Genomic DNA, 26,298 nt, shown 5'->3' on the forward strand with positions numbered 1-26,298 from the left:
CGCCGCGACATGCCGATCTTCATCCATCCCGCTCGAGGCGCCGACGTGCCCGATTACGTCGAGGAGACCAGGTCGCGGTACGACCTCTGGCAGATCTTTGGGTGGCCGTACGAGACCACCATCGCCATGGCGCGGCTGGTCTTCACCGGGTTGTTCGACCGCTACCCCGACGCCGCGATCATCACCCACCACATGGGCGCGATGGCGCCCTATTTCTCAGGCCGCCTGAGCGGGGGGTATGACCAGTTCGGCACGCGAAGCCCGGAGCAGCAGGTGGAGCAGCTCCCCGTCCAACTCGCCCATCCCCCGCAGTGGTACTTCACCCGATTCTACGCCGACACCGCCCTCAACGGCGCGCCCCACGCCGTCCGGTGCGGGCTCGAGTACTTTCCGCCCGAGCGCGTGCTGTTCGGGACCGACACACCGTTCGATGTCGAAGGGGGCGCCGGGTATATCCGCGAGGTGATCGCGGCGCTGGATCAGATCGGCCTCCCGCCGGAGCGCCGGCAGATGATCGACGAGGGAAACTTCCGCCGGCTGCTGGCCCGGCTCCGAGCAGGGAACGTCTCCTGATGACGCGGTCTCTCCTGCTCGCGGTGTCCCTGGCCCTCACCGCGCTCGCGCTTCCCCCGGTCGCGCGATCTGCCGCGCCGATCCGTATGGGCCACCTTGCGGTCTCGAGCGACGCCGGGATCTTTATCGCCCTGGACAAAGGATACTTTCGGGAGCAGGGCCTGGAGCTGTCGCTTGAACGCTTCGGGGTGGGGGCCGATCAGATGGCGCTCCTGGGCTCGGGGCGGCTGGACATCGCCAGCGGGGCGCCGAGCCCGACCTTGTTCAATGCGGTCGCCCGCGGGCTGCCGATCATGGTGGTCGCCGATAAAGGCTCGCTGCGCAAAGGATACGGGTTCAACGTCCTCGTGGTGCGCAAAGCCCTGATGGACGCCGGGCAGTTCAAGGGCCTGAGCGACCTCCGGGGCCGCGTCCTCGCTTCACCCAGCCCCGCGTCTATCGTGAATTTTCAGGATTACTTGGTACTCAAGCGGGGCGGGCTCGCCCCGAAGGACGTGACGATCGAGTACATCGACTTCGCCGACCAGCCGGCGGCGATGGCGAACGGCAAGATTGACGCCGCGGTCATGATCGAGCCGTTCGCGACCGCGACGGAGACCCGCGGCATTGGCAAGATCGTGATGCCCCTCGATGAGCTGTTGCCGGGGTTCCAGTCCGCCGCCATCTTCTACAACACGGAGTGGGCGCGGCAACACGCGGAGGAGGCGCGCCGTTGGATGGTGGCCTACGTCCGGGGGCTCCGGTACTACAATCAGGCGCTCAAGAATCCCTCAGTCCGTGACGACGTGATCACGATCATGACCGTGCACACGCCCATCAAGGAGCGCGCGGTGTGGGACAGGATGATCTGGCCGGGACTCCACCCGGACGGCGTCGTCACAACACGGACCCTACTCGATTTTGAACGCTGGCTCTATAACACTCGACAAGTCAACGAATTCCTTCCACCCACGCGCTTCGTGGATGAGTCGTTCACGGCGTATGCCGTCAAAGTCCTTGGCCCGGCGCGTCCGTAAGCCGGAGGATCACCGTTCCGGTCATATGACGTTCAGCTCGACGAGCGGCCGCCCGGTGAGGATGCGGTCAAACGAGAGCGGGCTGAGGTCCAACGTTCTGAACCCGCCGTCCACGATCAGTTCCGCGATGCCGCGCCCTACCCCCGGCGCATGTTGCAGCCCGTGGCCGCTGAAGCCGTTCGCGAAGAAGACGTTGCTCATCGACGGGTGCGGCCCGACGATCCCGTTGTGGTCGAGAGTGTTCAACTCGTAGTAGCCGGACCAGCCCCCGGTCACTTTGACCGCCTCGAACGCGGGAACGCGCCGCGCCAGCGCCGGCCAGATCACCTCGTCAAACTGGTGATAGTCCACCTCGAGCGGCAGATCGTCGGGGTCGTCCTCCCCTTCCTTGGGGGACGTACCTCCGATAAACTGCCCGCCCTCGGGGCGAAAGTAGACCCCGGACGTATCGATGACAAGCGGGCAGCCGGCCAACGCTTCCCGGCACGCGAACACGAAAATCGTGCGCCGGCGGGCCCGGACGGGCAGATCCACCTCGAGCATCGCTGCGACAGACGCCGCCCATGGTCCGGCGGCGTTGACCGCGACATCGCATGGCATACTTGAGCCGTCGCCCAGGACGACCGCGTCGACCTTGTCTCCCGATCGTCGAAAGCCGGTGACTTCCCCCGTCACGTATTTGACACCCAACGAAAGCGCTTTCCGGCGAAAGGCGTGCAGCAACAAGTATCCATCGAACCACCCTTCGGCGGAAAGCCCGAGAGACCCGGCGGCGATCCCCTCCGTCGACAGCCAGGGGAACCGCGCCGACAGTTCACCGGGTCGGAGAAGCGCCACGTCGACGCCGAGATTCCGCTGGATGCGATGCACCGCCTCGAGCGTCGACAGCCCCGCGCCGCCCACCAAGAACAGATACCCGGGCTCGCGCAGGCCGATCTCGGGGCGTTCTCCACCGACTGCCAGATGGGTGCCGATGTTCCGCATGAAGGAGATGCCAAAACGGGACAGCTCAATGTTGACCGGGGTCGAAAACTGTTGACGGATCGCGCTCCCCGAAAGGGCCGATGAGGCAAATTTGTACGTCGGGTCGCGCTCGATGACCGTGACCTCACCCCCGAATCGCGGATGGGCTGCGAGAAAAAACGCGACCGCGCTGCCGATCGCGCCTCCCCCCACGATCACCACGCTGCGCCCCATGCCGGCGGTCCTCACTCCTGAATCAAACGCCCGGGATGGCGAGGGGACCGCCGGGCAAGATGACGGAGCGGGGCGCCCTGCAATCGGGTCAGAATCCACTCTCTGCGCAAGCCCGCGCCCAGCCGGTGATAGAAGCGGATCGCCGGCGTATTGACCCTGAGCACGGCCCATTCCATTCGTCCGCACCCCTTCCTCACGGCGATGCGCGCAACCGCGGCGAACAACGCCTTGCCGGCGCCCCGCCGCCGATGTTCGGGCTCGACGTAGAGATCCTCCAGGTACAGCGTGGGGCGGGCGAGGAACGTGGAGTAGGTGAAGAAATACAACGCGAATCCCACGGGGACCCGGCGCCGCCAGCAGATCAGCGTCTGAAAGTGGGGGCGCCGTCCGAAGCCGTCCCGCCGGAGCCGCGGGAGCGTCGCGTGGAAGTCGTGGCTCAATCCTTCGTACTCCGCCAATCCCCGCATGAGATCCAGGATGATCGGCGCGTCGCGGATGGTGGCCCGTCGAATTCGGAACGGCGCATCCGCTGATTCGGTCATGGTCCAAGTGTACCATTGAGATGAAAGGGATGAGGACGCCCGCTGCCGATACAAAGAATACGGGCGCGTGCGACGAGGGTCGCGCGAGCGCGTTCCCGGGATCGGAGGCGACGACCGGCGCATGTTGACGCATGACGTGACGTACGAGCGCAACACTATGATGCGGCTCAACGACGGCACCCGGCTGGCCACGGACATCTACCTCCCCCGGGGAATCCCCGGCCCCTGGCCCGCCATCCTGGAGCGCACGCCCTATGACAAGCTCGGCGCGAACCTGGTCCTCTCCGCGAAATACTTCGCCAGCCACGGGTACGCTGTCGTGCTGCAGGACGTGCGTGGACGCTATGCGTCCGAGGGCGAGTGGTACCCGTTTGGCAATGAGGGGCCGGATGGGGTGGAGGCGCTGGGGTGGGTGCGCGCCCAACCGTGGTGTGATGGGCGGGTGGCCACCATGGGGCTCTCTTATTCCTCATGCACGCAGACCAGCATCGCCGCGATGAATCCGCCGGGCTTGGCCGCTCAGTTTGTCAGCATGGGCTTCCATAATTACCATACGGCGTCTATGCGGCAGGGCGGAGCGCTCGAGGTGCGGTTCTTCCTGTACGCTTTCATGATGGGGATCACGTCCAAGGAGGCACTAGTCGACCCCACGAAGCGGGTCGCCTTGGAGCGGGCGTGGGGCGACGTGCGATCGTGGCTCAAGCAGGCGCCGCCCAAGGCCGGCCTCACGCCCCTTCGCCATGTCCCGTCGTACGAGCGCTGGATCTTGGACATCTGGCAGCACGGCGAATACGACGCGTACTGGCGGAGCCGGCCCGCGTACTCCATCGAGGACCTCTACGATCAGCATGCCGACGTCCCCATCTATCTGTGCGGGGCCTGGTACGATTCCTACGCGCGCTCCACGGTGACGAACTATGTCGAGTTGAGCAGGCGCAAACGGGGCCCGGCTCGGCTCATCATGGGACCGTGGATTCACGGAGGGGCGAACATCGATCTCTCCTACGCCGGGGATGCCGACTTCGGCCCCGACGCGCCGCTCGGCTACAACTACTTTCGGTTGCGCTGGTTTGACGCGGTGCTGAAGGGCGCGCGGAACGGGCTGCTGGACAAGCCGCCGGTGCAGATCTTTGTGATGGGCGGCGGTTCAGGTCGGAAGGTGCCGGGGAGCGGCAGACTCGACGTTGGCGGCCGGTGGCGATTCGAGCACGAATGGCCCTTGCGACGCACCGAGTACACGCCTTTCTACCTGCTGGCCGGGGGTGGCCTGGCTCCGCGCAAACCGGCCGCCGGGGCGAGCCCCTCGCGGTACGTCTACGACCCGGCCGATCCCGTGCCCACCATCGGAGGCAATATCTCCGTAGGCTACGACGTGATGCCCGGCGGGGGCTTCAACCAGCGCGGCGGTCCGCACATCTACGGGGCGACGGACACCCTGCCGCTCTCCGCGAGACGAGACGTCCTGGTCTTTTCGACGCTGCCCCTCGAGCGTGACGTGGAAGTGACAGGGTCTGTGACCGTGACACTCTGGGCCGCCTCCTCGGCTCCGGATACCGACTTTACGGCCAAGCTCATCGACGTCTATCCGCCCAACGGCGATTACCCCGACGGATACGAGTTGAACATCGGCGATTCGATTATCCGGGCGCGGTACCGTGACTCCCGAGAGCAGGCGGCGCTCATGGAGCCGGGCCGCGTCTACGAGTTCACGATCACCCTATATCCGACGAGCGTCGTCTTCCAGCGGGGCCACCAGCTCCGCCTGCACATCGCGTCGTCGAATTTCCCTCGCTTCGACATCAACCGCAACACGGGAGGGTCCTTGGGGATCGAGCAGGTCTCACAGGCGGCGGTCCAGACCATCTTTCACGATGCGGATCGACCGTCCCACGTCCTCCTGCCCATCATCCCGTCCTGACGCCCGAGACATCACATCTCAAGGGGTGGCTCATGGAAGAGCGAACCGGTGAAGCCTACGAATTGAACGAACGCCTCACGGTGATCGGCCCAAAGCTGCGGCCCGGCGATGCGGCGCCCGAGTTCGCCCTCGATTACTTCGATCCGAAGACGTCGACCATGCAGACGGTGCGACTCGTCGATTCCGCCGGCACGGTGCGCCTGCTCAATATCATCAACTCACTCGACACACCGGTGTGCCACGTCGAGACCCGCCGCTGGGAGGAGCTGCGCGCCGGCCTCCCGCCAACTGTGCGGGTGTATACGATCAGCATGGATCTTCCTTTTGCGCAGGCCCGCTGGTTCACCGCGGAACGCGTCGGTCATCAAGCGCTCTCCGCTCATCGCGACGACGCATTCGGGCGGGACTACGGCGTGCTCATCAAGGAATGGCGGCTGCTGCAGCGCGCCGTGGTGGTGATCGATCGCCAGGGCCGCATCGTCCACACGGAGTATGTGGCCGACCAGATGCGCGAGCCGAATTATGAGGACGCCGTGCGCGCCGCTCGGAAGGCCGCCGAGTAGCGCATTTTAGGGCGAGAATATGGTTGACAACTCAACTCTCCGAAAAATCAGCCAATTCGAGGACGTGATTCTGTCAAGGGGTGATATTCACAGTTCGCCGTGTACCCACTCGCGCCTTGTTCATGGACGCCTGAGGAATCTCAAGTAGAAAGCTGCGAACACCAAAACAATGCCAATATTCACTGTCAGCCGTTCCCATGATCGGTTTCTGAAGAACACGAAATCTACACCGACTATGACAGCTACCATCGCCACCACGTAAAGCACGACAGCTACCTGTCTGCCCATTTCAGCTCAATTCCCCCTTCGAGATGTGTTGCGTCCGGCCTTGTGTTTATTATCGGCCCGCGTCCGTTTCAATCGGGCCTCGCTCTTCAGCAGCGCCTCCTTCGGCACGTGTCAACGATATTATTGCCCATTTTAGGGATGCTCCTGCGGAGCGAGGCGCTGATGGTGCTCGGCCTCCGCGCGGATCCGGCTCCAATCGTAGCGCATCGGCCGGAGGCGGATACTCGCCCAGTCCTGGGCTTGATCCGCGTAGTGCGGGCTGCCCGGGTGGCCGGATGTACCCAGGGGGACGATCCAGGCGCTCTTGCTCCAGTCGCCCAGGTCGAAGACATAGCGGGCTACCGACGTCATCGTCACCACATAACCGGCGGCGGGGATGTACCCTCCGGCCTGCACGGTCTCGCCGTCGCCGCCCGCCGAGACCGACGGTGGATCGAGGAGCGCGGCATCTCCCGGGAAGACGGCGGAGAGCGGATGGCGAGGCCGCGTCACGTGCACCCGTCCCCAGCGCCAGGCGTCCGGGTCGGGGCCGAGCGCCGCGCGCAGTTCGGCCACCGCCTCCTCTAGAGCGCGGCGGAGCGCGGCCGGCCAGTCGTCTCCCGTTGGGAGCAGGGTCCGATCGTCGCGGCGGATCCAGTCGGCGAGGAGCGCTTTGAGCCGCGCCGCGTGACTGACCGGACCGCTCGGCGTGGTCCCGAAGGCCTCGGGAGCGAGCGGGCCGAGCAGCGGGGCCAGCAGGCCGCGCATGAGCCGCTCTCGGACCGCGGCGTAGATCGTCGGGGCCACGCCGTCGGGATCCATCACGCCGTCCCAGGCCCGGAGCCGCTCCAGGGCCAGCCGCGCAAGGGCATCGGCGGAGGCGACCTCGTCGAGAAGGGCGATCAACTCGCGGGCTGGGATCGATACCCGGTCGGCGTGGATCGCGGCCATGTCGGCGGCGGTCGCGCGTTCAGCGAGACGGAGATGCGCGATCACGCGGCGAGTTCGGAAGTCAGGGGCGAAGTCGAGCCCGAGGTAGTGGGGGTAGTCGGGCCCCGCGATCCGGCTGTTGGCGGTGGCGATCCAGCCTGTGTCCGGGTTCCGCTGCGCCGGCATCTCCTCGAACGGGATCACGCCCTGCCACTCGTGATCGCCATCCCAGCCGGGCACGGGCAGCCAGGCGTTGGCGGCGGCCCGCACCGGAACCTGGCCGCGCGTTCGGTAGCCGATCGTCCCGTGGACGTCTGCAAAGACGAAGTTGTTCACGGGATCGACCCACGGGCGCATCGTGGCCTCCATCTCGTTGGCCGACTTTGCCCGCAGCATGGGCCGGAGCGCTTCAAACGTCCGGTTGGGGCCGGCAGTCGCGCTGTAGCGAAAAGCGATCGCGCGCCCGCGCCGCGGGTCGCCGAGAGCGATCGGTCCGTGGTGCGTGATGGTGACGTCGACCTCGACCGGATCGGCGCCCCTCACCCGGATCGTCTCCCGAGCCACGACCGCCTGCAGCCATTCTCCTCGAAACCAGTACCGGTCGGGGGTGTTGGGGTCGAACCGCTCGACAAAGAGATCCTGACAATCCGCCATCGCGTGGGTCACGCACCAGGCCACGAACTGATTGTGGCCGAAATGCGGCAGGCCGGGGACTCCCGGGAAGGACAACCCGATCGCGTCGAACTCGGGGCACCCGATGTGGTTCTGGTAATACACGTTCGGCACATCGAGGGCACGATGCGGATCCCCGGCGACCAGGGGCTTGCCCGATGCCGTCCGGTGTCCGGAGAGCGCCCAGTTGTTGCTCCCGCTTCCCCAATCGCCGACCTCCGCGAGGAGCGCTGAGCCGGCAGTGAGGATCTCGAGCCCCTGGGGCGCCGGACCGCGATATTCCGCTCCCGGCGGGACGATCAATGTGGGGTTCGGTTGCGTGCCCGGGCAAAGCTTGACTGTGCGTTCGGGCCCGAGGTGACGGAGCAGCCGGGCGCGCCAGAGTTTTGCCTGCCACGCCCCCATGTCCACATGCCGCACTTTGAACACGGCCAGGCTGTCCCACGGCGTCCACGGATCGGGCGGCCCGTCGAGCAGCCGAAGCTCGACCGGAAGGGTCCGAGTCGTCGCAAGGAAGGCGTTGACCCCGGCGGCATACGCGTCCAGCATCGCCCGTGTCCCGGTATTGACCGCGTCGTAATCTGCGCGGGCGCTCTGACCGAGCTGCAGGCGGCGGAGATGGATGTCCTGGGCGAGGGCGGCCGCGCCGGCGCATTCCGCCCAGCGCCCATACGCGCGGCGCCGATCGTATTCCATCTGCCAGAGCCGGTCCTGGGCGTGGACAAAGCCCTGAGCGAAAAACGCGTCATACGCCGACGCCGCCATGATGTGAGGGATGCCGTCGCTGTCGCGCCAGACCTCGACCTTCGAGCGGAGGCCGGGAAGATCGATCGGCCCGTCGAGGTCGGGAAGGGCAGCTGCGAGATCCTGTCGAGTCAGCGCCATTGCCCGCTCATCGCCGAGCGCGTCCCGCGGCTGCGGTTTCTACGCTCCCGGGCCACGTTCCATAGAATAGGGCTGCCAGCGTACCAGGGCCGTCCGTTCCAGGACCGAGGGGTTCACGCAGCTCATCGGCCATCTGCCGCGGAGCACCAGGGCAATCTCCTGGCCCACGCGCCGCCACCGTGCGGGATCCATTCGGGAGGAGGCCGATGCCACGTGCGGCGTGAGGATCACGTTGTCCATCTGCAGGAGTGGATTGGCGGGGGCAGGGGGTTCCTGCTCGAGCACATCCAGCCCTGCGGCGGCGATCCACCCTTGTTGCAATGCCTTGATCAACGCGGCTTCGTCCACCGTCGCCCCCCGGCCCGTGTTGACGAAGACCGCGTGCGGCTTCATCGACCGGAAGTGGTCCTCGGTCAACAGATGGCGCGCATCCGGGGTCGCCGGCGCGTGCATGGAGACGATGTCGGCCCATTGCAGCAGCTCTGCCAAGCCGACGGGCTCCACCCCGGACTGGGTCATGACCAGCTCTTCGACGTACGGGTCATAAGCCAGCATCCGCACGCCGAACGCCTTCACGCGGGCCGCCACCGCCCTGGCCACGTGGCCAAAGCCGATGAAGCCCAACGTCTGTCCCATGAGTCGCGAATACTGCGACAGCAGGGGCCGGCCGTCTCGCCACCGACCCTCTCTGACGAACCGGTCCATGATGGTCACCCTGCGCCAGGTGGCCAGAATCAGCATCACGGCATGGTCGGCGACTTCCTCGATGAACGTGTCCGGGACATTGGTGACCGGGATTCCTCGCGCCGTCGCCGCGGCCACGTCCACGGAGTCCACCCCGACGGACCCCAGGGCGATCACCTTGCACTTTTCTAGGCCGTCGATAATGCGCTTGGTGATCGGACGCCCTCTGCCGATCAGCGCGTCGGCGTCGCGGGCGGCGCTCAGGAACTCCTCTTCAGCCGGACTCGCGACTTCGACAATCTCCGCCCCGAGCGGGCTCAGGGCTTCCATCTCCGGTCCACCGGCTCCTCCCGGCGTCGTCACGATCTTGAAATGCGCCACGCTCCTCCTCCTTGGCCCCTGCCCGACTCACTTTAGCCGGTATTCGTCTACGGAAGGACGTTCTCCAAGACCTCCGTCCTGGCCTGTGGCCTCGGTGTCCCTGCCCGAGCGCTCGGAACCGCGCCGTCTTCACAACTTATTCATAACTTCTTCAATTCTGAGGAGTATGCTCCAAATAGGTGACGCTCAACCGCGGCGGCTTCCGGAGCAGCTGGGCGTGACGCAACGGTACCGACGAGGACACGACCGGAGAGGGGATTTGCGATGCGACAGGCCACTGCACTTCTGCTGGGAGTGCTCCTGCCGCTCCTCGGCTTATCGGGGATCGGCAACGCTCAATCTGCCGTCCAGCTGCAGGGGACCATTCAGGCGGTCGATTGCCAGGCGCAGACGATTGTGGTGAGCGGGCCGGGCGGGACGAACACGGTCCCGGTTGCACCAAACACCCCGGTGCTGGTCAACTCGACCAGCGTCCCGTTCTGCGCCTTGCAGCAATACATCGGAGCCCCGGCGTCGGTGTGGTTGGCGGCTTACGGGAACGAGTTTGTGGCGACGCGGATTGACGTGGTCGGCGAAGCCGCCGTGGTGCCTCCGCCTTACGTAGCGCCGGTCGAGGAGGTGAGCGCGGACCCGTTGCCCATCGTGGGGATCGTTCTGGGCACGATTGCCGTAGCGGGGCTCATTTTCCTGCTCACGCATGACCGCGACGACCACTACTACCGGTATCCCTACTACGGTTCGTACTATCGGTACTATTATCGGCCGGAGTACCGGCCCTACTTTGGGTGGTACCCTGGCCAGCCCCCGATCATCACGCGTCCGGCGATCATCGGGGGATTTGTGCTCGGCACGACCGTCGTCGGCGGGCTCGAGTATCTCGTGACGCGCGATCGCGACGGCCGATTCTACCGGTATCCCTACTATGGTCCCTATCGCACGCATTATTACCGGCCCGACTATAGGCCGTATGGGGGGCCGTATCGCGATGCGCCGGTTCGTCAGGTAGACCCTCGCTGGGAGCCACCGGCATATCGTAATGTGAATAATGCGCCGGTGAACAACTATCACCCGAATTTTAACGCCCCGGTGAACCAGGGTGGCCCGCAGCGGTGGACGCCGCCGGCGAACCAGAACGCGCCGGTGATCAACAATCATCCAAACTTTAACGCCCCGGTGAACCAGGGTGGCCCGCAGCGATGGACGCCGCCGGCGAACCAGAACGCACCGGTGATCAACAATCACCCGAACTTTAACGCCCCGGTGAACCAGGGTGGCCCTCGCCGGGATGCGCCGGCATACCGTCAACCCAGCCAGGGTCAGGGGTGTCAGGGAAGGGACCAATCATGCGGAGGCCGCGAGACCACCAGGTGACGCGCCGGTCCCCATACCAACTCGCTGCGATGGAACGCCGCCGCGCCAGGCGGTAGACGACGACCTCAGGTAACGAGGGTCGGCCTCCTTATGATCGCCCCACACTGCGGGCGTGAAGGAGGCCGATTCCGGCCACCACGATCGCGATTCCAAGGGCTCTCAGCCATGTCATGAGATCCCCCAGCAGCAGGACGCTCAGGACCACTGCGACAACCGGTTCGAGCATCCCGAGCGCGGCTGTTCGTGCCGCGGGCGTGACCTGAAGCGCCAAGAGTACCAGGAACGACGCGAGCGAACCGGCGATGGTGACGCTTCCGACCGCGAGGAGGGCGGGCAGGGGCATCGCAAGGTGTAGCTGCCGCGTGGCAAGCCCCGCGGTCCAGTAGATCGCCGCCGATGACGGGAGAACCACGGACAAGACCCCGAGGGGAGAGACATCGCGCACATACCGGCGCTGGGCGACCAGGTAGAATGCCGATCCGAGCGTCCCGGCCGCGAGCGCCGCCATGCCCAGTGCCTGACCGGCGTACGGAGTCTGGCCCGCGACGAGCATGGCGCCGGCGACGATGCCGGCGAGGATGGCGATGTCGGCGGCGCGCAACGACTCGCCCAAGAAGAGCCGTCCCATCCAGGCGACATGGACGGGCGCTGAGTTGGCGATCACCGACGCGGAGGACGCGGGCAGCACCGACAGCGCGTAGAAGTACGCCAACACCTGGAAGGGCACGACCGTCGTGCCGAGGGCGAGCAGGGGAGCGAGGAGCGACCACGGCACAGACACGACGCGCCGTGTGACCACCAGGCCGACCCACACAAACAGGGCCCCGAGCGTGGCTCGTACGGAGAGGAGCGTCAGTGGGGTCACCCCATGCGCGTAGGCGATTTTGGCGAGGATCGGGGACACGCCAAACAGAACGGCCGCGACCAAGATAAACACCGACGCCATGGAGTCCGAATCCTAGAGGCGTTCGTGCCTGCGAAAGATCTGCGGGCGGGGCACAAAGGTCACGTCGTCATCCAGGGGAAAGATCGGCCGCCGGCAAATCTTGTGCCCCAGCGTCTTCAAATTCGCGCTCGTCGCGCCGGGCGCATCGATGTTGAAGTTCTTCTGCGCCCATTGATCGTACATGTGGTACTCGCAGTGCGGCGATTTGACGACGACGAGGTCATAGTCCCGGGGATTGCGGCCGTGCGCCAGGAACATGGCCCGGTCGAAGAGGCTGACGGACCGAGTCATCGCGACGATCGTGAAGGTGCCCGCAACGAGGACCGCGGTGGGACCGGCATTGAGCTCGTTACCGCTGGTTTCCAGGACTGCGCGCCCCTCTGAGAGCATGTCGACCACGGCCGTCACCTCGATGGGGGGAAAGCGCCTGTCTAAGGCGCCGCCAAGGGGGACGCGGAGGGTGGCCCCGACGCCGGCCTCGAAGGCGGCCGCGACCGCCGGAGGGTCGACGATCGGCAGCAGGACCCGTTTCTCATATCCCGCCGCCATGAGCCCCACAAGGATCGCGTTGCTGTCGCCGGTTGCCCCGGAGGAGGTGGCGTCGGCGGCATCGGTAAAAATCACCGGTCCCGCCATGTGCCGGGCCTGCGCGATCGCCCGGTCGAGCGAGATGAGCTTCGATTGCATCCGGAAGCGGTTGGCCCAAAATTCCTCTGAGAGGCGGATCGCCTCAGCGCCCGCCAGCTGAGCATCGCTCTCGGCAACGACCACGGCTTGGCTGCACAGCTCCGGCACGTCGGTGAAGGGGTTGCCGATCATCACCCCGGCCGCAAGCGCGCGGCCTTCACGCTCGAGACGTTGCGCCTCCCGGAGGACGTCGCCATAGCACCCCGTCTTCGTCACCAGTTCGTCGCCGCGTACGAGCGCGGGGATCACCACCCGGGCGATGACAGGATTGAGCCGCCGGTCCATGATCTGCATCAGCAGACGCGCCGCGCGGGCCCCGGTATCGGAGAAATCGACGTGCGGGTAGGTGTGATAGATGGTCAGCCCATCGATCGCGCGCAGCATGCGTTCGGTGAGGATGCCGTGGAGATCGAGCGAGATGACCACGGGAACCTCGGCGCCGACCATCCGCCGCACCCGCTCGAGCAGATGCCCCTCGGGATCGAGCTCGCCGTCGGCGCCCATCGCGCCGTGCAGCGAGAAATACACGCCGTCGATGTCGCGTGCGCCCCCGGCGATCGCCTCGAGGAGCTCGCCCGACAAATGCTCCCACCCGCTCTTCGAGAGGAGGCCCGCGCTGCCCGCGCGCGTACTGCACGTGGGCACCACCTGGATCCCCCGCGCGTCGAACACCGCGAGCGCGCCGGCCATCGAGGTGTTCCGACCTCTCCGCGTGAGCAACTCGGGGCCGCGCTGGACGGAAAAGTTTTCATACTGGCTCGGAACGGGATTGAACGACGAGATCTCCTGCATGCATTCCACAAGGAGGACCCGGGGCAATCTGGTCACCTCGGCTGCTCCGGCGCGATGCTCGTCCGGCTTCCCGGTATTTCCCAGGGTGTGCGGATATCCCTTGTGTCCGGGCCGCCGCGCGAGCGGAAAGGACACAGAAGATTCACAAGGTATTCAAGGGTTCTTCACGGGCGTCTCCTACGTTGGAGTGGAGACGAACTCGTTCCAATAAGGAGGCGACGAATCATGCGTATGCTCGCCTTGGGTCTTGTGCTCGGGGTCGTGTTTGGAACAGCCTTTCAGGCCGGAGCCGCGTACATGGAAGAACCGCTGTGGTCCCGGCTGGACCGGCAGGCGCAAACCGCGTACGTAGCGGGAGTGACGGATGCGCTCGAGTCGATTACGGAATTCGCCAGGCACGTCGGGCCCGTGCAGGCCATGCAGCGCGTCAGGATTGCCTCCGGCTGCGTGGGCCGCGTCCCCGCCAATCGGTTGGCCGATGTGGGAGCTCGGGCGATGGAGCAGACTCCGCAGGCTCCGCCGGCCACGGCCATCATCATGCGGATGGTCCAGTGCGGGAGCCGTCCGTATTAGGGATGCTCGCCGAGATGGACCGGGACCGAAGCGCTCCGTCGGTCCCGGTTCCGAAGAGGGGTCCGCAGCAATAGCGCCCGACGGATCCGTCGCGCGCTCGGTGACTGCAACGGTAGAGGAGACTTCGGGTGCGGCCATGGAATTGTTGCGGGCATGAGCACCCGATCGGGCTACCACGACTGGCAGTTCACGAGCGCCACACGGCCAATCATTCGGGGCCGGAGCCTCGTGGTGTCATGCGGGCACTACCTGGCCAGCCTCGCCGGCATGCGGATGCACGCGCTCGGCGGCAACGCGTTCGACGCCGGTGTCGCCATGGTGTTCGCGCAGTCCGTGCTGGAGTTCCAGAGCTTTGGGTTCGGGGGTGAAGTCCCCATCCTGGTGTATTCGGCGAATGACCGCAAGGTCATCGCCGTCAACGGGAACATGTGTGCCCCCGAGGCGGCGACGATCGAATGGTTTCGCGCGCAGGGGATCACCCTGATCCCGGACGACGGGTTCCTCCCCGCGGGTGTCTGCGCCGTGCCGGACGCGCTGATCACGACACTCGGGCGCTACGGGCGCCTGACCCTGGAGCAGGTCCTCGCTCCGGCGATTGAGCTCGCATCCCGCGGGTTCCCCATGTACGAGGGGATGCTCCGGGGCCTGGAGATAAGCGAAGCGCGATTTCGAGCGGAGTGGCCGACCGCTGCCGCGCTCTTCCTCCCGGGAGGCGCCGTGCCGAGGATCGGGGACACGTGGCGCAACCCAGACCTCGCCCGCACGTTCGAGCGCCTCGTCGACGCCGAGCGGAACGCCCGGTCGCGCGGGCGCAGCGCCGCACTCGAGGCCGCCAGGGACTGCTTCTACCGCGGCCCGATCGCGCGCGAGATCGTCGCGTTCCAGCGGGACACGGCTGTGCGTGACGCCAACGGAACGGTCGCGCACGGATTGCTCACCGAGGACGATTTCGCACACTTTCGCACGCGCATCGAGGCCCCGGTGATGATCAATTACCGCGGCTACGACGTGTACAAGTGCGGGCCCTGGTCTCAGGGCCCGGTGTTCCTCCAGCAGCTCGCCCTGCTCGACGGCTTCGACCTTCCCGCACTCGGCCACAATTCGGCGAACTACATCCACACCATTATGGAAGCGGCGAAGTTGGCGCTGGCCGATCGCGAGCGCTACTACGGAGATCCCGAGTTTGTGGACGTGCCGGTGCGGGGGTTGCTGTCGAAGCCCTATGCGGCCGCGCGCCGCGCGCTGATCGACCCGCGCGTCGCATCGCGCGACCTGCGTCCCGGCGATCCCTACCCATTCGAAGGCAGCGAGCGCCCCGCCGGCACGGCCCCCACCAGGAGCCGCCGTTGGGACGGGGGGACGACGGGCGCCCGGGCCATCGACGCCGAGGGCAACATGTTCTCCGCCACGCCGAGCGGCGGGTGGTTCCGCAGTTCGCCGATCATCCCCGGGCTCGGGTTCTGCCTCGGGACACGCGGGCAGATGTTCTGGCTGGACGACCCCAACCACCCGGGAGCGCTGCGGCCCCGGAAGCGCCCCCGCACGACGCTCTCACCCTCCCTGGTCATGCAGGCAGACCGGCCGTCCATGGTCTTCGGGACGCCGGGCGGCGATCAGCAGGATCAGTGGACCCTGCAGTTCTTCCTGAACGTCGTGGACTTCGGGATGGACCTGCAGGATGCGATCGACACCCCCAGTTTCCACACCGCCCACGCCCCGAGCTCATTTTATCCGCGACAGGCACGCCCGGGGGAGGTGGTCGTCGAAGGTCGGATCCCCCGCGAGGTGGTCGAGGACCTTGAGGCGCGAGGTCACACCGTCAGGGTCGTCGGCGATTGGAGCCTCAATTACACGACGGCGGTGGCGTTCGACGGCGCGCGCGGGCTCATCGAGGGGGCGGCAAGTTCTCGGGGCGAGCGGAACTACGCGCTCGGGTGGTAGGAGGGTCCTCGTGCAGCCGGTGCGGGTGGGGCTGATCGGGTGCGGGAGCATTGCCCGGGCGGCGCACCTCCCCGCGATGAGTGCCTTGAGCGACCGCGTGACACTGGTCGCGACCGCCGATACGAGCGAGCCGGCGGCGCGGGCCGCGGCCGCTCCGTGGGAAGCCGCCGCCTACACGGACGGCTACGAGCTCATCCGCAGGCGGGACATCGACATGGTGATGATTGCGACGCCGGAGGCCGCGCACCGCGAATGGACGGTGGCCGCTGCGGCGGCGGGGAAGCACGTCCTGTGCGAGAAGCCGATGGCTCCCACGCTGGTCGACGCGGATGCGATGATCGCCGCGTGCCGCACGGCCGGCGTCCGCCTCATGATCGGCCACAGCCGGCGGTTCACGCGGCGGTACATCGAGATCCGCCGCGCCGTCGATCGGGGCGACATCGGCGCCGTGCGACTGCTGCGCGAGAACGAACGGCGGTCTCGCGCGCGTCGGGGAGCCCCAGGAGGATATTATTCGGCCGCGCACTGGACTGGCGACCCGAAGGTGTCCGTTGGCGCGGCGCTGACGAACGGGATCCACGAGATGGATCTCCTCCGCTGGTTTGCCGGTTCCGAACCGATCTCGGTGTTCGCCGAGCACAAGGTCACCGTGGAGGGGAACATCGGCGTGCCCGACTTCCTCACGTGCACCGTCCATTTTGCGGATGGGACCATCGGGTCCTCGGAGATCAGCAACTGTCTGCCCCCGGGGTATCCGGCGTTTCACCAGTTCGAGATCTACGGGACGCGAGGCGCCGTGCGCGCCAAAGATCATGACCTGATCGGCGTCACCAGGTACCGCGATGAGGGAGCCGATTTTCCCGAGAGCGACCGGACGCTCCTCCACAACCCCCCGGCCTACGTCCGGGAATGGGTCGCGTTCCTGGAGGCGGTGCAGCACGACCGCCCCGTGCCGATGCCACCCGAGGAAGCGCGTGCGGCCCTCCGGCTCGCCCTTGCGGTCGTGGAGTCGGCCCGCACCGGACGGACCGCGCACCTTGACGCTCGGGGTGTCGGGTGAGCCGTCCCGTTCCGATCGGCATCGTCGGGGCCGGCCGGCACGCGCAGGCCCTTGCGGGCCACGAGGCTCCCCTCCCGGGGGCGCGGGTATCCCGGTGGGCGGCCAGCCCGTGCGGGCATGACCGCGATCGGGCCGCCGCCCTCGCCGAGCGGATCGGCGCCGAATTCTCGGCTGACTGGGAGGCCGTCGCAGGCGATCCTTCCCTCCCGGCGGTGCTGGTCTTGAGCAGCGATCCGGGGAGGCGCGCGGTCCTGCACCGCGCGTTATCGGCAGGCAAGGTGGTGCTGAGCCCCCTGCCCACCGTCACCACCGAAGCCGAGGTCGACGGCGTGGCCGCGGCAGAGGCGCGGGGCCGCGGTGTGCTCCTGTCCCCGAGCGCGCTGCGGCACACCGCCGCGGGCACGAGCGTCCTCAAGATGGTCGCGGAGGGTGAGCTGGGGACGCTTCACTCCGTGTACGCCGCCGGCCGGTTCCCGCGGGGCGATCGGCAGGGGCGGCCCGGGGTGCTCGAGGACGCGGGATGGGAGATCTTCGACTTCCTGCTCGCGGTCGCCCCCGCGCCTGTGCTGCGCGTTCACGCGCAGACCGGCGCCCTCTTCGGGTCCCACGGGCAGGACACCGCCGTCCTTGTGATCCGGTTCGAGAACGACGTGATCGCGACGATCGAGCTCTCACGCTGCCTGCCGCCGTCGATCCCCGTCCCCCCTTCTGGGGAGATGGAGATCGAGCTGATCGGGTCCCGGCAGGCCGTCAGGCTGCAGCCATACGCCTCGTCGCTCAGCCTTTTCGGTCCCACGGCCGTTCGGTGTCCGTGGGTCGATGATCCCGTGGTTTCCATGGTGCGCGAGGTCGTGGACGTGGTCACGGGCGAGGCGGATCGAATCGATGGCGCGGCCTCCCTTCGCCGGGTCGTGGCGCTCATGAACGCCGTGCGATAATGTCGTTTCCCCAGACGAGAAACCGCCCATCCGCGAGCCGATCGAGCGCATCCACCTGCGCCCTCGTCCCTTCCGGGGTCGCCCGCCACCGCTCCACCGAATCGCCGAGCTCGAGCGTGTAGAGCACCTTGACGGGCGTGCCGGTCAGCGCCTCCCTGACCGTCATGAGATTCTTCACGTTGGCGTTCAAGTCGAACCGGCTCTGATACTCTACCATCAAGTACTCTCCCCAGGCCTGGGGATAGGACTGGTAGATGAGCAGGTCCAACCCGGCGTCGGCGAGCTGGCGATAATCCACACCGTGCTTCCGCGCCTCGCGATACGGGAATCCCAAATGATCGTACGCGAGGAGCACGCCTCGCGCGCGGTGCACGGCATCCGCGATGACCCGGTACAGGCGCGTCCACTGCGGAATCGCGCGCTCGTTGTTCGCGTATCGATCCGGATCCCACACACTGCCGAACCCGCACAATCCATCGCCCAGCATCAGCCCGTCGAATCCAAATGCCGTATGAAGCCGCTCGTACTGGCGGGCGATGTACTCGGCGTACTCCATGCCCTCGCGCCGCAACCGCACAAACGGGTTCAAGTGGCTGCTCAACGGCAGTTTCTTCAACTCGGGGTGCTCGCGCAGCCACGGCGGTTTTCGGTGGAACCACCCGCCTCCATAGCTCCAAAATCCGATCGCGACCTGGAGCCCCTGCGTGTGGAGTTCGCGGACCAGCCCTTTCAGATCTTGCTGGGTGGACCAGAGGCGAAGAGGGCCGTGGCGGTTCAGCCGGGTGTCTGCGTGCGGGTCATAGGTGCGGAAGGAGAGGAAAAATTGCGGATCCCGATCCTCCATGATCACGACGCCCTGCAACCCCACAAGCCGCCGCAGCGGCCGCTGGAAGGCGCCGAGGTCGACGCACGCCCAGGTGCGATCGTTCACCACCTCCGCGTAGGGAATGGGGGATGGACCGTAGCGCCGAAACATCCAAAGCCACGCCGCTTTGAGGAGATGGAGGGGCGGCCTCATGAAGTGGGGCAATTACGCGGGGGGCCGCAACTCTCCTTGGCGCAGGTGGTGCGGTTTGGGGGGCAGGAACCAGGAGAGGGCGATCCTAACTCCTGCATGGAGGGGCCAATGGGAACGATCAGGGCAGGGAGCAGCGGCCAGCGGTTCGACACGATCGTCGCCGGCGGAGACGTGCGGGACCCCGGAGCGGGGATCGTGGGCCGCTACGATATCGGGATCGCAGGAGGCCGGGTGGCCAGCATCGAGCCGCGGCTGGATCCGGCGCTCGGAAGCCGGGTGCTCGATGCCGTCGGTCAGATCGTCACGCCCGGGCTGGTGGATCTCCACACCCACGTCTACTGGGGCGTCACGTACTGGGGGATCGAGGCAGATCCCGTGGCGGCCCGCACCGGCGTCACCACGTGGATCGATGTGGGGAGCGCTGGGGCCTACAGTTTTCCCGGGTTCCGCCGCTACATCGTGGAGCCGAGCGCGACCAGGATCTACGCCTTGTTGAACCTGTCGATGATCGGCCTGATTGCCCACACGTGGGAGTTTGCCAACCTTGACTACTGCGATGTTGATCTGGCCGCCAAGATCGTCGACGGGAACCGGGATGTGATTCTCGGCATCAAGGCGCGCATCGACAGACTCACGACGCGGGGGGTGGGCATCCGGGCCCTCCAATTGGCGCGCGAACTGGCCGACCGCGTGGGCCTCCCGCTGATGGTGCATATTGGCAGCGGACCACCCCCCATCGGCGAGATCGCCGCGCTGCTGCGCCCGGGCGACATCCTGACGCATTGTTGCACGGGAGGGGACCACCGCCTCGTGACCCCAGAGGGCCGGGCGCGGTCTGATGTGAAGGCCCTCCACGACCACGGCCTCGTCCTCGACATCGGTCACGGGACCGGCTCGTTCAGCTACGAAGTGGCCGAGCGCATGCTCAGCGAAGGTGTTGTGCCCGACGTCATCAGCAGCGACATCCATCAATTGAGCGTGCAGGGGCCCATGTTCGATCTCCCGACGACGCTCTCGAAGTTTCTCAACCTCGGCATGAGCCTGGACGACGTGATCGAGCGGGCGACCGCGCGGCCGGCCGCCGCGGTGCGCCGGCCGGATCTCGGCACGCTGAGGCCGGGCAGCCAGGCCGATCTCGCGCTGTTCCGGCTCGAGGAAGGCGAGTACGCCTTTTACGATGTGGAGATGCGGAGTCGCCGCGGCACCCGGCGGATCGTCAATACGCTCACGCTGCAGCGGGGCGAGCCGCTCCCGCGAATCGCCGAGCGCCCGCCGCAGGTGTGGGCGGAACTTCCGGAACACCAGCGGCCGATCCTGAAACGATAAGCGAGCTCGGCCCGGTGGGGCGGTTGGGGAGGAGGGCGCGGCGGCGATCCGTGCGTTCTTCCCCCGGCGCGCCCAGACAAAAGGAGGCGTCCCATGCTTATGAAGGAAGCCGCGGTGGGGAGGATCCCAGAGGCGATGAAGGCCTGGGCGTTGTTCGGCCCCGGGGATCTCCGCCTGGTCACGAAGCCGGTTCCCCGTCCGGGCGAGGCCGAGGTGCTCGTCAAGATCGAGGCCGTGGCGATCTGCGGCACCGATCTCGACATTTTTCGCCACGGACTTCCCGCGATGGTGGACGGGAAGCCGCCGTTCAACGGCCAGCACGTCATTGGACACGAGTACACCGGGACAGTAGTGGCGGTAGGGGATACCGTCGATGAGTTTCAGGTCGGCGACCGCGTCGTCGTCGAGGTCCACGCCGGGTGCGGGCGGTGCGAGCGCTGCCGACACGGTATGTACACGTCCTGCCTCAACTACTCCAACGCGGCCAAGCGACACCGGGCCAACGGGTTCACGACCGACGGCGGGTTCGCAGAATACGCCATCAACCACGTCAACACGCTCTACCGGCTTCCGGACCGCCTCTCATTTGAGGAGGCGACGCTGATCGTGACCGCCGGCACCGCGATCTACGGCCTCGACGTCCTCGGCGGCCTGATCGCGGGGGAAACCCTTGTGGTGATGGGCCCCGGGCCGATCGGGCTGATGGCGGTGGCGTGCGGCAAAGCCCTTGGCGCGCATGTGATTCTGACGGGGACCCGCGAGAACCGCCTGGCCTTGGGGCGCCAGCTCGGTGCCGACGACACCGTCAACGTCAGGACGCACCACGCCGTCGACGCCGTCAAGGCATTGACTGGCGGCGCCGGTGTGGATCTCGTCCTCGAATGCTCGGGAGCGGCCTCCTCTATCAACGAGGCCCTCTACGTCACCAAGCGGGGCGGACGGATCTGCCTCGCGGCGTTCAGCCGCGACCCCGTGCCGTTCGACGCCGCGCACATGGTACGCAACAATATCTACATGTACGGGATTCGAGGGGAAGGGCAGGGGGCGGTGAAGCGGGGCCTCGCGCTGATGAGCCAAGGCAAAATCTCTGGCGCGCCGTTCATCACCCACCGGTTCACGATGAACGAGCTTCCGCGCGCGCTGGAGACCGCGGAGAAGCGCCTGGGGGACGCCATCAAGGTCGTCGTCACGCCATAGGCACGGAGATGCCCACACGCGCCGCATCCCGCTGGCTGCGCCTCAACGGGTTCGTGGTCTTGATCTACCTGCTCGCGGGGATGGTCTGGCAGGTCGCCGGGACCGTGTTCCGCGTTCCCGTCTTCCTGCTCCCTTCTCCGACGGCGATCCTCGAGAGGGCGGCACACTTCCCGTCCCAGTTCCTCGGGCATTCCCTCATCACGCTGCGGGAGGTCCTCGAAGGCTTCGTGATAGGCGTCGTGGTCAGCATCCCATTGGGCATCATGATCGTCTACTCGCGCATGCTCGAACGCCTCATCTACCCGTTGCTGGTCGCTTTCCAGGCGATTCCGAAGGTCGCGCTGGCCCCGATCCTGGTGGTGTGGTTCGGATTCGGCCCCGCGTCGAAGGTCATGCTGGCGTTCATGACCGCGATATTTCCGATCATCGTGAACACCGTCATTGGCATGAAACAGACCCCGATCGAACTCGTGTATCTGATGCGCTCCATGCGGGCGTCGGAGACGCAGATCTTTCTCAAGATCCGTCTGTACACGGCGGCGCCCTATATCTTCGCCGGGTTCAAGATCGGCATTACGCTGGCGGTGGTGGGCGCCATCGTGGGCGAGTTCATCGCCTCGAACGGCGGTCTTGGTTACCTGCTGCTGGCGGCCAACAACTCGATCGATACGCCGCTGCTGTTCGCCGTCGTGGGCGTCCTCTCCATATTGAGCATTGCACTCTACTATGCCGTGGAGGCGATCGAGGGATTCGTGCTGCCGCGCCCCCTGCGGAGCAAGAGTGTGAAGATCGAGCAGAGGATCCGGCTGTGAGGGGCGGGAGCTTCCCCGGCGCCATCGCGCGCGATCCCGAGAGGGGGCCGGCGCCCCAGCCGGTTTCCGTCGAAGTGGACCAGGTATCTATGGTGTATACGCTCGACACGGGGGCGACCCTTCGGGCGCTCGATCAGGTGAGTCTGAGCATCCCCGCCGCGCAGTTCTGCAGCATCGTCGGCCCGAGTGGCTGCGGAAAGAGCACCCTGCTGATGCTCGTGGCGGGGCTGTTCCGCCCTAGCGCCGGCCAGATCCTCATCGACCGGCACCGGGTCGAAGGGCCGTGGCGCGGCGTAGGCATGGTCTTTCAGCGCGACGTGCTCCTGGAGTGGCGGACTGTGCTCGAGAACGTGCTCCTGCCGATCGAGGTGGGGCGCCTCCCGCTCGCCCGCTATCGGGACCTGGCGCACGGTCTGCTCGATCGCGTCGGCCTCGGCGCGTTCTCGGCGACGTATCCGGATCAGCTGTCCGGCGGGATGCGGCAGCGCGCGGCGATTTGCCGGGCGCTGATCTCTGACCCGCAACTCTTGCTTATGGACGAACCGTTCGCCTCCGTCGATGCGCTGACCCGCGAGCAGTTGAACACCGACCTCCTGAATCTGACTACGGCGTCCCCCAAGACCGTGGTCTTCGTTACGCACAGCATCGAGGAGGCGGTCCTGCTCGCGGATCAGGTCGTCGTCATGAGCCCCCGCCCGGGGAAGGTGCTGCGCATGTTCCCCGTAGGCATTCCACGCCCCCGCGATCTGACGACGAGACACGACCCCCGGTTCCTCGGCCTGGTCGAGGAGATTCGCACGGTCTTTCACACCATGGGGTTGTTGTGAACCGCGCACGAGAAAAGGGAGGATCTGAGATGGCACAGGGCAGCGCGGGAACCGGGCGGCGTCGCAGACAGCGCTTCACGCGTCGCGCCGTCCTCCACGGCGGACTGACGCTCCTCGCGGCGCGGGCGTTCGCTCCGCGCGCGACCGCGGCGGCGGCTCCGGCAAAACAGGCGACGCTCCGATTCAACTGGACGGTGAAAGGGGAGTTTACGCCGTTCTTCGTGGCGCGCGAAAAAGGGTTCTATAACGAAGCCGGCGTGAACCTCCAGTTGCTGGAGGGCAAGAGCGGAACCCAGGCGGTCGAGGTGATCGGGGCGGGCCGGGACACGTTTGGCTATGTGCCGTCGGTGCAGGTGATCGAAGCGATCTCCAACGGCATTCCCCTCAAGACCGTCGCGACGATGGGACGGTACACCGGGATGTGCTGGGCGTCCTGGGCCAACGTCCCCCTCGTCAAGCCAAAGGATCTCGAAGGGCATCGGGTTTCCATCTCACCGTCCTCGACGTTCTTTCAAGTGTGGCCGGCGTTTGCGCAGACGTTCCGGATCGACACAAGCCGGGTCGAGGTCATCCACGCGGATCCTTCCGCGCGCGTCGGCCTTTTCCTGAGCCACAAGTTGGACGTGATGGCGGACATCTTCTGGGCGAACGATCTGGTGATTCTCCAGGTCAAGGCGGACGGTCCGCTCAACGTGCTGAAGCTCTCCGACCTGAACTTCGATCCGCTCGGATACCTCCTGGTGGTCAACGCGGACGTGCTGCTCCGGGACCCCGACATGGTCAGGCGGGTGACGGGCGCCACCCTCAAGGGGTTCCGGTATACGATCGATCATCCCGATGAGGCCATCGCGATCATGACCAAGCTCCACGGCGACCAGCTCGGCGTCAAAGTGATCGAAGGCCAAGTGCGTAACCTCATCCCGCTCCTCAACCAGAAGCCGGTGCTGGGGAAAGCAGCCCCAGACGCATGGGCGCGGTCGCTGACGATCCTGTACTCCTCCGGGGTTATTCGGAAGCGGCTGGCACTCGGCGACTACTACACCGATGCGTTTGTCGGCGGGTAGGGAGCGCCGAAGCCGGACACCCCGCCTCATCGTGTGATAGCCGCCGCCCCGCGAGCAGGGGGGTGTGAGCCCGCCCCCGAACCCCTGCCGTATCCACCCCCGGTCTAGAAAGGAGCCCGCATGCCGCAGACGGCATCTTTCCCTCTGGTGTTCGACGGCCACAACGATACCGTCCTCAATCTGGCGAAAACCGGCCGTTCATTTTTCACGCGGTCCGCCGAGGGGCACATCGACCTCCCACGGGCGCGCGAGGGGGGCCTCGGCGGCGGATTCTTTGCCGTCTACATCTACGACCCCGTCACTGTGGAGAAAGGACAGGACAGCACCGCCACCCTCGAGGCGGCGATGAAGAAATATGGCGATGAGAGCACGTGGCCCGAGCCAATGCCGCTCGACTACGCGCAGTCACACGCGCTCACCCTCCTCGGCCGCCTGTTGCAAATCGAGCAGGCGTCTGGGGGGCAGGTCACGATCATCCATACGGCGGCGGAACTGCAGCGCGCCCTCGACGCCGGCGTCTTCGCCATCCTGCTGCATTTCGAAGGCGCGGAGCCCCTCGACCCCGACGGCTACGCGCTCGAGACATTTTACGCCGCGGGTCTCCGGTCGGTGGGGCTTACCCATAGCCGCCGGAACCGGTTCGCCCGGGGCGTTCCGTTCAAGTTTCCCCACTCGCCCGACACCGGCACGGGGCTCACCGATGAGGGGAAAGAGCTCGTGCGCCAGCTGAACCGCCGCAAGGTCATGATCGACCTGTCGCACCTCAACGAACAGGGCTTCTGGGACGTGGAGAAGATCACCGATGCCCCGCTCGTCGCCACGCACTCGAACGCCCACCGGTTGTCGCAGTCGGCGCGCAACTTGACCGACAAGCAGCTCGACGCGATCCGCGAGAGCCGGGGCCTGGCCGGCCTCAACTTTCACGTCGGCTTTCTGCGCGAGGACGGCGGGAGGAGCGTCGACACGCCGATCGCGCGGATGGTCGACCATGTGGCATACATGGTCGAGCGCATGGGCATAGACCACGTCGGCCTCGGGTCCGACTTCGATGGGGCGACCATGCCCGCGGAGCTCAAAGATGCCGCCGGACTGCCGAAGCTCATGCAGGCGCTGCGCGATCACGGCTTCACCGCAGACGAGCTCCGGAAGCTCGGGCACGGCAACTGGGTCCGGGTCCTGCGCGACACCTGGGGCGCGTAGGGGTCAGCGCTGGCGAAGCCGAGGATCCAGGACGTCTCGGAGGCCGTCCCCGAACAGATTGGCCCCGAGCACGACGAGCGAGATCGCGAGCCCAGGAACGGTGGCCAGCCACCACGCGTTGCTCAGGTAGTCCCGGCCCTCCGCCAGCATGTTCCCCCAGGACGGCCGCGGCGCCTGGACGCCCAGACCGAGGAAGCTGAGTCCCGCCTCGAGCAGCACCATCGTCGCGAACTGGGCGCTTGCAATCACCAGGATCGGCGCGAGCGTGTTGGGCAGAATGTGGCGGACCACGATCCGGAGGCCCCCGGCACCAAGCGCCCGCGCCGCTTCAACGTACTCCACCTGCCGGATACTGAGGAGGCTCGCGCGGAGCGTCCGCGCGTACAGAACCCAGCCGCTCAACGCCAGGACCCCGACGATCGCGAGCTCGCTCGTCCCGACCACGGCGATGATCGCGATCGCCAGCATGATGACGGGGAAGGACAGCTGAATGTCGGCCACGCGCATAATCGCATCGTCGATCGCCCCCCCGGCGTACCCCGAAAGCAGCCCGAGGGCGACCCCGCTGACCGCCGCCAGCACGACCGCGGCGGTCGCGAGCGATAGCGAGATCCGGCCGCCGAACAGGACGCGCGACAGGATGTCGCGCCCGAGGTTATCGGTGCCCAGGAGATGCGCCGCCGTCCCTCCCAAGCCGAGCGGGGGCCTGAGGCGGGCGCTGAACACGGTTGTGATCGGATCGGCCGGGGCCAAGGCGGAAGCCGCGGCGCAGGCCAGCACCACGAGGAGCAGGATCGTCCCCCCCACCACCATCAGCGGGCTGATCCGCCACAGACGGGCCAGGCCCCGGCCGGCCACGGCGGGGCGCACGACGTGGCTCGTCGCGGAGGCCGGTTCCGCGGCGGCGCGCGCGGCCAC

Annotated in this window: 23 protein-coding genes; 15 read left to right on the forward strand and 8 right to left on the reverse strand. The window is 66.7% G+C overall.

Features of this window, described 5'->3' with window-relative positions; translation table 11 throughout:
* Both VFP86_01005 and VFP86_01010 read left to right on the forward strand, forming a co-directional pair.
* The coding region (locus tag VFP86_01005; protein HET8998203.1) for an amidohydrolase family protein at positions 1-573 on the forward strand (573 nt) is incomplete at its 5' end.
* Positions 573-1,589: an ABC transporter substrate-binding protein gene (locus VFP86_01010; GenBank protein HET8998204.1), complete on the forward strand. Its 1,017-nt coding sequence runs from the start codon at positions 573-575 to the stop codon at positions 1,587-1,589. The genes VFP86_01005 and VFP86_01010, both read left to right, overlap by 1 nt.
* Before the next feature lie 21 nt (positions 1,590-1,610).
* Here the strand turns inward: VFP86_01010 and VFP86_01015 are convergent, their stop codons facing one another.
* On the reverse strand, positions 1,611-2,786 hold the full coding sequence (locus VFP86_01015; protein ID HET8998205.1) for an FAD-binding oxidoreductase: 1,176 nt from the start codon (positions 2,784-2,786) through the stop codon (positions 1,611-1,613).
* Positions 2,787-2,797: 11 nt separating this feature from the next.
* Positions 2,798-3,328 (reverse strand): GNAT family N-acetyltransferase, encoded by a 531-nt coding sequence (locus tag VFP86_01020; protein ID HET8998206.1) that lies wholly within the window; start codon positions 3,326-3,328, stop codon positions 2,798-2,800.
* Between the two features lie 121 nt (positions 3,329-3,449).
* On the opposite strand from VFP86_01020, the gene VFP86_01025 reads away from it, so the two are divergent.
* On the forward strand, positions 3,450-5,246 hold the full coding sequence (locus tag VFP86_01025) for a CocE/NonD family hydrolase (protein HET8998207.1): 1,797 nt from the start codon (positions 3,450-3,452) through the stop codon (positions 5,244-5,246).
* Between the two features lie 32 nt (positions 5,247-5,278).
* Positions 5,279-5,809, forward strand: coding sequence for a thiol peroxidase (gene tpx / locus VFP86_01030; protein HET8998208.1), 531 nt, complete (start codon positions 5,279-5,281; stop codon positions 5,807-5,809).
* Positions 5,810-6,229: 420 nt separating this feature from the next.
* Here the strand turns inward: tpx and VFP86_01035 are convergent, their stop codons facing one another.
* Both VFP86_01035 and VFP86_01040 read right to left on the reverse strand, forming a co-directional pair.
* Positions 6,230-8,563: a penicillin acylase family protein gene (locus tag VFP86_01035; protein ID HET8998209.1), complete on the reverse strand. Its 2,334-nt coding sequence runs from the start codon at positions 8,561-8,563 to the stop codon at positions 6,230-6,232.
* Positions 8,564-8,602: 39 nt separating this feature from the next.
* A complete protein-coding gene (locus VFP86_01040) occupies positions 8,603-9,577 on the reverse strand; it encodes a C-terminal binding protein (GenBank protein ID HET8998210.1) in 975 nt (324 codons plus the stop codon).
* 315 nt (positions 9,578-9,892) lie between these two features.
* Here VFP86_01040 and VFP86_01045 point away from each other — a divergent pair, with 315 nt between their 5' ends.
* Entirely contained in the window at positions 9,893-10,999 is a 1,107-nt protein-coding gene (locus VFP86_01045) for a hypothetical protein (GenBank protein ID HET8998211.1), read from the forward strand.
* An 88-nt stretch (positions 11,000-11,087) separates the two neighbouring features.
* Here the strand turns inward: VFP86_01045 and VFP86_01050 are convergent, their stop codons facing one another.
* Both VFP86_01050 and VFP86_01055 read right to left on the reverse strand, forming a co-directional pair.
* The gene (locus tag VFP86_01050; GenBank protein ID HET8998212.1) at positions 11,088-11,945 is read right to left on the reverse strand and encodes a DMT family transporter; all 858 of its coding nucleotides are present in this window, start codon (positions 11,943-11,945) and stop codon (positions 11,088-11,090) included.
* Between the two features lie 12 nt (positions 11,946-11,957).
* Positions 11,958-13,460 carry a M81 family metallopeptidase gene (locus VFP86_01055; protein HET8998213.1) on the reverse strand — a complete coding sequence of 501 codons (1,503 nt, stop codon included), beginning with the start codon at positions 13,458-13,460 and terminating at the stop codon, positions 11,958-11,960.
* Between the two features lie 189 nt (positions 13,461-13,649).
* On the opposite strand from VFP86_01055, the gene VFP86_01060 reads away from it, so the two are divergent.
* The 4 genes from VFP86_01060 (at position 13,650) to VFP86_01075 (ending at position 17,936) form a co-directional block, all read left to right on the forward strand.
* Entirely contained in the window at positions 13,650-13,997 is a 348-nt protein-coding gene (locus tag VFP86_01060) for a hypothetical protein (GenBank protein HET8998214.1), read from the forward strand.
* A 153-nt stretch (positions 13,998-14,150) separates the two neighbouring features.
* Positions 14,151-15,938, forward strand: a complete 1,788-nt coding sequence (locus VFP86_01065) for a gamma-glutamyltransferase family protein (protein ID HET8998215.1) — start codon at positions 14,151-14,153, stop codon at positions 15,936-15,938.
* A 10-nt stretch (positions 15,939-15,948) separates the two neighbouring features.
* Positions 15,949-16,998, forward strand: coding sequence for a Gfo/Idh/MocA family oxidoreductase (locus VFP86_01070; GenBank protein HET8998216.1), 1,050 nt, complete (start codon positions 15,949-15,951; stop codon positions 16,996-16,998).
* Complete coding sequence (locus VFP86_01075) at positions 16,995-17,936, forward strand: Gfo/Idh/MocA family oxidoreductase (protein ID HET8998217.1); 942 nt, start codon at positions 16,995-16,997, stop codon at positions 17,934-17,936. The genes VFP86_01070 and VFP86_01075 overlap by 4 nt, the downstream gene beginning before the upstream one ends.
* On the opposite strand, the gene VFP86_01080 is transcribed toward VFP86_01075, so the two are convergent.
* A complete protein-coding gene (locus VFP86_01080) occupies positions 17,917-18,867 on the reverse strand; it encodes a hypothetical protein (GenBank protein HET8998218.1) in 951 nt (316 codons plus the stop codon). The genes VFP86_01075 and VFP86_01080 overlap by 20 nt on opposite strands.
* A gap of 195 nt (positions 18,868-19,062) precedes the next feature.
* On the opposite strand from VFP86_01080, the gene VFP86_01085 reads away from it, so the two are divergent.
* The 6 genes from VFP86_01085 (at position 19,063) to VFP86_01110 (ending at position 25,380) form a co-directional block, all read left to right on the forward strand.
* Positions 19,063-20,280 (forward strand): amidohydrolase/deacetylase family metallohydrolase, encoded by a 1,218-nt coding sequence (locus tag VFP86_01085; GenBank protein HET8998219.1) that lies wholly within the window; start codon positions 19,063-19,065, stop codon positions 20,278-20,280.
* Between the two features lie 99 nt (positions 20,281-20,379).
* Positions 20,380-21,477, forward strand: coding sequence for an alcohol dehydrogenase catalytic domain-containing protein (locus VFP86_01090; GenBank protein HET8998220.1), 1,098 nt, complete (start codon positions 20,380-20,382; stop codon positions 21,475-21,477).
* Positions 21,478-21,485: 8 nt separating this feature from the next.
* Complete coding sequence (locus VFP86_01095; GenBank protein HET8998221.1) at positions 21,486-22,289, forward strand: ABC transporter permease; 804 nt, start codon at positions 21,486-21,488, stop codon at positions 22,287-22,289.
* On the forward strand, positions 22,286-23,116 hold the full coding sequence (locus VFP86_01100; GenBank protein HET8998222.1) for an ABC transporter ATP-binding protein: 831 nt from the start codon (positions 22,286-22,288) through the stop codon (positions 23,114-23,116). The genes VFP86_01095 and VFP86_01100 overlap by 4 nt, the downstream gene beginning before the upstream one ends.
* A 29-nt stretch (positions 23,117-23,145) precedes the next feature.
* Positions 23,146-24,180 (forward strand): ABC transporter substrate-binding protein, encoded by a 1,035-nt coding sequence (locus VFP86_01105; protein HET8998223.1) that lies wholly within the window; start codon positions 23,146-23,148, stop codon positions 24,178-24,180.
* A gap of 120 nt (positions 24,181-24,300) precedes the next feature.
* Positions 24,301-25,380, forward strand: coding sequence for a dipeptidase (locus VFP86_01110; protein HET8998224.1), 1,080 nt, complete (start codon positions 24,301-24,303; stop codon positions 25,378-25,380).
* 3 nt (positions 25,381-25,383) lie between these two features.
* Here VFP86_01110 and VFP86_01115 read toward each other — a convergent pair whose 3' ends face one another.
* The gene (locus VFP86_01115) at positions 25,384-26,298 is read right to left on the reverse strand and encodes an ABC transporter permease (GenBank protein ID HET8998225.1); all 915 of its coding nucleotides are present in this window, start codon (positions 26,296-26,298) and stop codon (positions 25,384-25,386) included.

The organism is bacterium, assembly GCA_035703895.1.
Lineage (GTDB): Bacteria > Sysuimicrobiota > Sysuimicrobiia > Sysuimicrobiales > Segetimicrobiaceae > Segetimicrobium.